At 50.1% G+C, this 9,031-nt stretch carries 10 protein-coding genes; 5 read left to right on the top strand and 5 right to left on the bottom strand.

What is annotated here, in order from left to right:
- Positions 1–27 precede the first annotated feature (27 nt).
- The gene (locus tag RM811_RS22410; RefSeq protein WP_402528677.1) at positions 28–1,128 is read left to right on the top strand and encodes a hypothetical protein; all 1,101 of its coding nucleotides are present in this window, start codon (positions 28–30) and stop codon (positions 1,126–1,128) included.
- A 175-nt stretch (positions 1,129–1,303) separates the two neighbouring features.
- Here RM811_RS22410 and murJ read toward each other — a convergent pair whose 3' ends face one another.
- On the bottom strand, positions 1,304–2,881 hold the full coding sequence (murJ, locus tag RM811_RS22415) for a murein biosynthesis integral membrane protein MurJ (RefSeq protein WP_402528680.1): 1,578 nt from the start codon (positions 2,879–2,881) through the stop codon (positions 1,304–1,306).
- A 407-nt stretch (positions 2,882–3,288) separates the two neighbouring features.
- Here murJ and rpsT point away from each other — a divergent pair, with 407 nt between their 5' ends.
- Entirely contained in the window at positions 3,289–3,558 is a 270-nt protein-coding gene (gene rpsT, locus RM811_RS22420) for a 30S ribosomal protein S20 (RefSeq protein WP_402528683.1), read from the top strand.
- 182 nt (positions 3,559–3,740) lie between these two features.
- Here rpsT and proB read toward each other — a convergent pair whose 3' ends face one another.
- The 4 genes from proB to rplU all read right to left on the bottom strand — a co-directional run bounded on the left by proB (position 3,741) and on the right by rplU (position 6,987).
- Positions 3,741–4,868 (bottom strand): glutamate 5-kinase, encoded by a 1,128-nt coding sequence (proB, locus tag RM811_RS22425; protein ID WP_402528686.1) that lies wholly within the window; start codon positions 4,866–4,868, stop codon positions 3,741–3,743.
- Positions 4,865–6,073, bottom strand: coding sequence for an Obg family GTPase CgtA (gene cgtA, locus RM811_RS22430; RefSeq protein ID WP_402528689.1), 1,209 nt, complete (start codon positions 6,071–6,073; stop codon positions 4,865–4,867). The genes proB and cgtA overlap by 4 nt, the downstream gene beginning before the upstream one ends.
- 245 nt (positions 6,074–6,318) lie before the next feature.
- Positions 6,319–6,576 carry a 50S ribosomal protein L27 gene (gene rpmA, locus RM811_RS22435; protein WP_402528691.1) on the bottom strand — a complete coding sequence of 86 codons (258 nt, stop codon included), beginning with the start codon at positions 6,574–6,576 and terminating at the stop codon, positions 6,319–6,321.
- 99 nt (positions 6,577–6,675) lie between these two features.
- Positions 6,676–6,987, bottom strand: coding sequence for a 50S ribosomal protein L21 (gene rplU / locus RM811_RS22440; protein WP_402528694.1), 312 nt, complete (start codon positions 6,985–6,987; stop codon positions 6,676–6,678).
- A 449-nt stretch (positions 6,988–7,436) separates the two neighbouring features.
- On the opposite strand from rplU, the gene ispB reads away from it, so the two are divergent.
- The 3 genes from ispB to RM811_RS22455 all read left to right on the top strand — a co-directional run.
- Positions 7,437–8,414, top strand: a complete 978-nt coding sequence (ispB, locus tag RM811_RS22445) for an octaprenyl diphosphate synthase (protein WP_402528698.1) — start codon at positions 7,437–7,439, stop codon at positions 8,412–8,414.
- A 164-nt stretch (positions 8,415–8,578) separates the two neighbouring features.
- A complete protein-coding gene (locus tag RM811_RS22450) occupies positions 8,579–8,800 on the top strand; it encodes an AbrB/MazE/SpoVT family DNA-binding domain-containing protein (RefSeq protein WP_402528700.1) in 222 nt (73 codons plus the stop codon).
- Positions 8,797–9,031: PIN domain-containing protein (locus tag RM811_RS22455; protein ID WP_402528702.1), on the top strand; the 235-nt coding region annotated here is incomplete at its 3' end. The genes RM811_RS22450 and RM811_RS22455, both read left to right, overlap by 4 nt.

Below are 9,031 nucleotides of genomic sequence, written 5' to 3' on the forward strand. Positions count from 1 at the left end.
CAGGTACAGAGGGAGTATGAAGCGAAATTGGACAAAGCCTTCTTCACCAACGTATTGAACGTGATCAAAAAACAAGCGGAGAAGGCCTGCCATGATCGTAAAAACAAAACTGAAAAAGAGAAACAACTGAAAAAGAAGCCAATAATAGAGAATCAGTGTCCACAGAAAAATATCAGTCCGGCTCAAACCGACAGACAGAAAGTCATCAAACAACATAGTGCTCTGATTACCAAAACAGAAGAGCTGCTAGAGAATTTCAAAAAGGACCTGCTCGAGGCCAGCGACTATAAAACAGAGCTGGAGAAATTGGATGACGTATTTAAAACGATCGCTGACCAGCCTGAACTGCAGGCCTGGGTATATGGTGACATTGCCCACGATCTCTGTGAGGCATATTCAAAAGAATTCACCCGGGGCGAACTCTTTGTTAAAGCCATCAATGCGATGGGTGTTTTTTGCACTGAAATACTGAAAGAACTTGGTAACGCAATAGGAAAACGCGACCGCCACTGGCTATACATGAGAAATCCGGAGCAGCCAATCAGCAAAAGAAGCATTATTAACCTTGGACGAACATCAGATCCTGAAAAAATCCAATCTCTTGTTAAGCGCGCATTAAGCAGTGTATCTCTTTACCAGAAAGCGCTGAATAAAGCCAAAACCGTTGTTAGTAATCCGTTACCGGAAATGATGCTAAAAACAGGTAAAGATACTCGAACGTTCTTAATATTTCCAAAGGAAAGGCAGCTCCTTAGTGACCGGATTAGCTTTATTAACGATGAAATAAAATCTGTCCAACAACATCTACTGAAACTCCAGGATATTCCAGCCATGTCAGATATTTTCTCTGCTGTAAGCCAAATTTTTAAACAACTGCAACCTCCTGTCCGAACAAGCACAACTTTACACAGTAAAAATGCAAGCCGTGGCAATACAAATAACAATGATAGCGATGATAAGGAATTTGCCAAACTTGTAAAAAAATCAAAGACCGAATGGAAACTGGATACTTCCATCACTGAAACACAGAAGTCTGCCAATGAGCAACTTGAGCGAATCATGAAAGAATTTACAGACCTTCAAGAGCAACTGACACAAGAACGTCTTAAGGCGAGTTCTACGATATAAGACCAGGAACGCCCGGGTACTTAGCTATCGCGCACCCTCAAACCTTATCCCTATGCTCCAGAGGTTGTCGCAAAGGTCAGAGACGGGAGTCAGGTCATGAAAATTTCGCGATAACCTTACTGTGCGTGGGAACGAGCCCGGCTAATTGAGACCGCTCCCTGAAACAGATGTCCAGTTAATGCCTGAAATGCCTTGGCCTGACACCACTGACCAAAAGCACAAGGATATAAACCAGTATTCCAGAAATCACCAGCATACCCGTCTGGGAAATCCTTTCCAGCAATGACCAGGCCAGCCATTTCTCTATATCTGCAGCCAGCCAGAACAGCGTTGCTGCCATGGCCAGATTAGCTAACAGGAGTCTGGAAAAATAGAGCCACCAGCCCGTGGCAGGCTTGTAGACTTCTGACTTTTTAAGCCCATGGTAGAGCAACCCGGCATTGAGGAAAGCCGAAAGCGTGGTAGCGAGCGCCAACCCTGCATGCTGAAGGGGGAATACCAGAATCAGGTTAAACACCATATTGGCGGCCATCGCCTTGATGGCAATCTTCACCGGTGTCCTGGTATCCTGCCGGGCGAAATAGCCGGGTGCCAGTACCTTGATCAACATGAAAGCAATCAGCCCGAGAGAGTAGGCTTTCAGGCTCATGGCGGCCATCAGAACATCCCGGTCAGTCATTTCACCATAATCAAACAACGTGGCAATCAACGGGCCTGCGAGAATAAAGAGGGCAACCGCCGCAGGAATACCAATCAACAATACCAGGCGGATTGCCCAATCCAGCGTTCTTGAGAAGTGCCCATCCTCCTCTTCAGCATGCCGGGTTGACAGGCTTGGCAGAATCACGGTGGCAATGGCAATACCAAAAACACCCAGTGGCAGCTCAGACAATCGGTCAGAGTAGTAAAGCCAGGAGACGCTGCCCGTTTGTAGAAACGAGGCCAGCACCGTGTCCAGCAACAGATTGATTTGACTGACTGACACACCAAACAGTGCGGGTATCATCAGTGTCATAATCCGTCGGGTTCCTTCGTGCTTCGGTCCCCACCTGGGTGCAGGCAGCAAACGAATCTGCAGAAGAAAGGGGACTTGCAACAGCAGCTGAGAAATACCCGCAATCGCCACCCCCCAGGCTAATGCCATCACCGGCTCATCAAAATAAGGCGTGAGCAGCAGGGTTGAACCAATCAAACTGAGATTAAGCAGTACCGGAGTAAATGCAGGAACCGCAAAACGCCCATAAGTATTAAGAACCGATCCCGCCAGTGCCGTTAAAGAAATCAACAACAGGTAGGGGAAGGTAATACGCAGCATCTCTCCGGCCAGAGCCAGTTTTTCCGGTTCACTGATAAAACCGGGGGCAAATAACCTGACCAGCAAGGGTGCTGCTAAAACGCCAACCACCGTCACCAGCATCAGCGTGCCTGCCAACGTTCCGCTTACCCGGCTGACCAGCTCCCGGACATCACCAAAGCTCCGCTGGGTTCGGTATTCTGACAATACGGGAACAAAAGCCTGGGAAAACGCCCCTTCTGCGAAAAGGCGCCGCAGAAAATTCGGGATTTTAAACGCTACAAAGAATGCATCAGCCGAATCGGTAGAACCAAAGTAGCCAGCAACCACCACGTCCCTGGCCAGACCCAGTACTCGTGAGAGCATGGTCATCATTCCCACCACCAGGCTGGACCTCATCAATCCGGACTTTTTCTGTTCGGGCTGACTGGATGGCGGACTGTTATCGGAATCACTCATTTCAGGATTTAATCAACAATATAAGAATCAACAGATTATCATATCCAAGGTTATAGCCATTGCCCACGATATTTCTGAAAATGAGTTGACCACGGCAGACAAATTACTGGCAACAGGGGGCAAATAAAAAGCGCCTCAATCCTGTAGATTCAAAGCCCCGAAGGCAGTATGCCTTATTGACAAGTACTCGCTAAGTCGGCATAGTTCCGCGACTAAAATAGCCTTGCGCTAAATGAATGACAACTTGAGCTGAATGACAGCCCGAGCTGAATGAAAGTGGGATATGGGCTGACAATGTCTTACCCGGGACGTTGCCAGTAACTGCGGCAAACAACCTATTCCATGCAGGGTGCCCCTAAGCCGCCCTGAAACAACCCAAACGAAATTGATTTTCCCGGAGCACCGAAATGGCTAACTCTCCTTCTGCTAAGAAGCGCGCCCGTCAGGCTGAAAACCGTCGTCAGCATAACGCCAGCCTGCGTTCTATGATTCGTACTTCCATCAAAAAAGTGATCAAAGCAGTTGATGGCAAAGACGTTGAAGCTGCACAGGCTGCCCTCACTGCAGCTGTGCCGATTATCGACCGTATGGCTGACAAAGGCATCATCCACAAGAACAAGGCTGCTCGTCATAAGAGCCGCCTGAACGCTCAGGTTAAAGCTCTGGCTACCGCCTGAGTCTTTCCTGGCATCAGGGTGAATATCCTGAGCGCATCCCCTGAAAATTGCTCCTCGGTAACTGCTCCTGCGTTACTCTACCTTCTGCATCCATGCAGTCGTGCATTTTCAGGATACAGTACATTCCTGTACATAAAAAAACCGGCTGATGCCGGTTTTTTTATGCCTGCTTCCAGAGGAAGTCAGGAAGTGAGCACCATATTATCCCGGTGCAACAGCTCAGGCTCACGCTGATACCCCAGCAACGCCTTTATCTGATGACTGGGCTGACCAATAATACGTTCAGCTTCGCTGACGCCATAATTGATCAACCCCCGGGCCACTTCGTTACCCTTTTCATCCAGACAGGTCACCATCTCGCCACGCTGAAAGTTACCGCTCAGCGCTTTAACACCTACCGGCAACAGGCTCTTACCCTGTTCTTTCAGTACGCGGACTGCACCGGCATCCAGTACCAGCTCGCCTGCTGTCTTGAGATGCCCCTGCAACCACTGTTTACGGGCAGCCATGGGCTCCCGCTCCGGAAGCAACAGAGTACCCAGCTCTTCACCTTCAAAGATACGGGTAATCACATTATCTGTCCGACCACCCACAATAACGGTAGCTGCACCGGAGGCCGCCGCCTGACGGGAAGCACGCAATTTGGTTTGCATTCCCCCCCGACCAAGACGACCACTGCCTCCGCCGGCCATGGCATCCAGAGACTCATCCCGGGCATGCATTTCATGAATCAGTCTGGCATCGGGATTGGTTCTTGGATCTGCCGTAAACAGACCATCCTGATCCGTGAGAATCACCAGAAAATCCGCTTCTACCTGATTAGCAACCAGGGCTGCAAGCGTATCGTTATCACCAAAACGGAGTTCGTCGGTAACGACGGTATCATTCTCATTAATAACCGGAACCACCCCCATTTCCAACAAGGTCTTCAGGGTGCTTCGGGCATTGAGATAGCGCCGGCGATTACTATGGTCATCATGGGTTAGAAGTACCTGTGCAGGCTGCACTCCATACTTCTGAAAACTGGCTTCCCAGGCCTGAACCAGACGAGCCTGACCTACAGCCGCAGCCGCCTGCAACTGATGAAGCGCCGTTGGCCGCTCCATCCAGCCCAGTTTCTCCATACCAGCTGCGACGGCACCGGAGGAGACCAGCACCACTTCCACTCCCTGATCACGCAGCTGACACATCTGGGTTACCCAGCCATCCATACGACTGAGATCAAGCCCCTGCCCTTCATTGGTCAAAAGCGCACTGCCAATTTTGATTACCCAGCGCCGGGCTGTCCGTAACCGATTGCGTTTACTCATGGCGCGTAAAGCACCTCAACATCATGATCGTCATCATCATCGTCGTCGCTTTTTTCTTTATCAGCGGCTTTTTTCGCAGCCCAGCGAGCCCGACGTTCTACTGCCAGCTCCCGCATTCTGGCACGAGCCTCAGCTTCCATTCGAGTCAGACGCTCTTCCTCCTGCTGAGCCAGAGTTGCATCAAAACTCTCTGCCTCAGCACGCTCTTCAATAAAGTTCATAATATTCTGACAAAGAATATCAGTACCCTGTTTGGAGATAGCCGCCGTCTGGTAAACCGGCCCAGTCCAGTTCAGTTCTTTGATGATATGCTGACACACCGCCTCACGCTGCTCTTCTGGCAGCAGATCCACCTTATTTAACACCAGCCAGCGATCACGGGCAGCCAACGTTCCACTGAACTGCTCCAGCTCACGAATAATCGCTTTGGCAGATTCAGCCGGATCCGTTTCATCATAAGGTGCCACATCAACGAGGTGCAGCAGGATACGACAACGGGCCAAATGCTTCAGGAAGCGAATACCGAGACCCGCACCTTGTGCTGCGCCTTCGATCAGACCGGGGATATCCGCAATCACGAAACCACGATGACGATCCACCCCTACAACACCCAGGTTTGGAACCAGAGTGGTAAATGGATAATCAGCAACCTTGGGACGAGCCTGAGAAACCGCACGAATAAACGTGGACTTGCCAGCATTGGGCATGCCCAGCAGGCCCACATCCGCAATCACTTTAAGCTCCAGGCGCAAATCTCTGCACTCACCTTCAGAGCCCGGACTGGTCTGTCTGGGCGCACGATTCACACTGGACTTATAGCGGGTGTTACCCAAACCATGAAAACCACCCTGAGCCACTTTGATGCGCTGCCCAATGTGAGTCAGGTCTCCGATAACCTCTTCGGTATCATTATCCACAACGGTCGTACCTACTGGTACGGTCAGTTCAATATCAGAACCTTTAGCCCCGGTACAGTTGCGTCCACGCCCTCCCCCGCCATTTTGTGCCTGGTAATGCTTCTGGTAGCGAAAATCCACCAGCGTATTCAAATCATTTTCAGCGACCACATAAACACTACCGCCGTCACCGCCGTCACCACCGTCGGGACCACCCCTTTCAATATACTTCTCACGACGAAAACTCAGAGCGCCATTACCACCCTTGCCCGCCTGAACCGCGATTGTCGCTTCATCTACAAACTTCATTGCCTAACTCTCTTGCAACAACAACTGCAGTGATACCAGCTATCTGCAATGCCTGCAGATAAACTCTCTGAATGAAAAACCCATCTGGAGGCACTGTCTGGTATAACACACTTAGAAACACAAAAGCCCCGCGATAGCGGGGCTTTCAGAAAGAGCCATCAGCAAATAAAAGCATCAGCAAATAAAAGCATCAGCAAATGAAAGCATCAGCAATCATCAGATAACCACTGACGACTCAAACGCCATTATGCAGAGGCTACGCTGACATACTTGCGCTTATTTGGACCTTTCACTTCAAACACGACCTTACCGTCGGCTTTAGCGAACAGCGTGTGATCCCTGCCGATGCCTACGTTAACACCAGCGTGGAACCTGGTGCCACGCTGACGAACGATAATGGCACCCGCCTGGATAGCCTGACCACCAAAGATCTTGACACCAAGGCGTTTGCTTTCTGAATCGCGACCGTTACGAGTACTACCACCAGCTTTTTTGTGAGCCATCTTGCTCTCCTTTTATCCCGGACCTGCCACCGGCTACCACACCAGAGACCGTCCTTAGAAGTCTTGAACAGATCCGAGAACCGGATCCATCAGCAATAATTAACCAGCGATGCTGGTGATCTTCAGCTCAGTGAACCACTGACGATGACCCATCTGCTTACGATGGTGCTTACGACGCTTGAACTTGATGATCTTGATTTTTGGACCACGGCCATGGCTGACAACTTCAGCAGTAACCTTAGCGCCTTCAATCACTGGAGCACCAACTGTCAGCTCTTCGCCATTGGCGATCAGCAGAACGTCGATGATGTCCAGACTTTCACCAGCGGCAGTGTCCAGCTTCTCAACCTTCAGGAATTCTCCTTCGGTCACACGGTACTGCTTACCACCAGTTTTGATAACTGCGTACATACTTTAATCTCCGAAAATCCTGAGAGCCTCTTTGTCAAAGGCATCCGCCGGCCCTGGAAAGGCATGGCGGAATTTGTATCTATCTAAAAACCACTTCCCATAAAGCTCAAGGCTCTTGGGGCTGGGCGGCACCTCATGAGCTGATGACTTACCAAAAACAGCAAGCACTGAAAAAAGCAGTATCAGCAATCCATGACAAAACGGCACACCGCACCGGATTCTCAGATAGGGGCGCAAATTTTAAGGAAGTCCAGCCCCGCTGGCAAGACCTGTTGGCATTTTATCCCATCTTAATCAATAAAAGAGATTAAAAGGCCTGCAGCTCCTTTCACAGACATAAGTAAGGATCCTGTAGAGACTCGGTATAAGTGCCTTCAAAGCAGGCGGCTATTGACAGTTGCTGTAGCACTAAATACGATGCCTGATTTCCCCCCCACCAAAGCAACCAGATGCCGGATAGACAACAAGCTTCTTTTCAGACCGCAGTTCACGACGACTTTAACAGGGTTAACGAGTGCATCCATGAGCAGTTGCACTCTGACGTTACCCTGGTCAGTAAAATCGGTGAATACATCATTAAGTCCGGTGGCAAGCGGCTACGCCCATTGCTTGTACTGCTGACTGCACGGGCCTGTGGTTACAATGACTACAATCATGTTCCCCTGGCGGCCATCATTGAATTCCTGCACACCGCCACGCTTCTTCATGATGATGTCGTGGATCAATCAGACTTACGCCGTGGTCGGGATACTGCCAATGCGCTCTGGGGTAATGCCCCCAGTGTACTGGTTGGTGATTTCCTCTACTCCCGCGCATTCCAGATGATGATTGGTCTGGAAAGCTTCAAGCTGCTCCATATCCTGGCAGATGCCACCAATGTCATTGCCGAAGGTGAGGTGATGCAGCTGATGAATATTCATAATGCTGATGCCACCGAATCCGACTACATGGAAGTTATTCGCTGCAAAACGGCCATGCTGTTCCAGGCCTCAAGCCAAACAGCCGCGGTACTCAGCAAGGCCAGCCCGGAACTGGAAAGCGACATGGCCAGCTACGGCAACTATCTTGGCACTGCCTTCCAGCTGATCGATGATCTTCTTGACTATGATGGTGACGCTGAAGCCATGGGAAAAAACCTGGGTGACGACCTGGCAGAAGGCAAGCCTACCCTGCCTCTGATTTACACACTCAAGCACGGCACCAGTGATCAGAAGACACTGATTCGGGAGGCTATTGAGCAAGGTGGACGGGATAATATTGAAGCGGTTGCTGAAGCCGTTCGCAGCGGTGGAGGCATTCAATATACTGCCGCCAAAGCCCGGGAGTATGCGACAAAAGCCAAGCGATGCCTGAGTCGACTTCCGGAAGGTGAGTACCGCAGCGCCATGGCGGATCTTGCGGATTTTGCGGTTGCCCGTAGCTTTTAAACCCTTTAAGCAGGTTGGCTCGCTTCCGGGCCAACTCGTGACCTCCCCGCGCAACAGTAACCTCTCTTGCAAAAAACACCGGTAACGTTTTGACACAGGCAAACAGACTGCTATCTTTACTTTTAAATAAAAAGTAAAGATAGCAACCAACAGGACAAAGTCTTATGCCAATGATCAGCCCAAAGCGCCAGATCACCCTGCCAGCAGAACAATGCCGACAGGCCGGGCTTGCCCCCGGAGATGAGTATGAAAGTTATGTGGACAATTTCGGCCACATCACCATCATCAAAAAAAACAAAGGGGCTGCACAGGGATTTCTTAAAGATATAAAAAGCGATACACGGGTTAGCGAAGAGTCATCCCGACAAACCGGAATGGAATCATGATCGCTATTGATACCAATATATTACTGCGTTATCTGCTTGGGGATGATGAGCAGCAATCACCAAAAGCGAACCGATTAATGAATGGTTCCCGGAAAGTGTTAATCACTGACGTGGTTCTGGTAGAAACACTGTGGACGCTACGGGGCAAAAGATACAACCTGAAAAAAACGGCACTGGTCGAAGTCATCCAGAAACTGTTTGCCGAACCAAACCTGAGTTTTGAAGATGGAC

This window comes from Endozoicomonas sp. (genome assembly GCF_031844845.1).
Lineage (GTDB): Bacteria > Pseudomonadota > Gammaproteobacteria > Pseudomonadales > Endozoicomonadaceae > Endozoicomonas.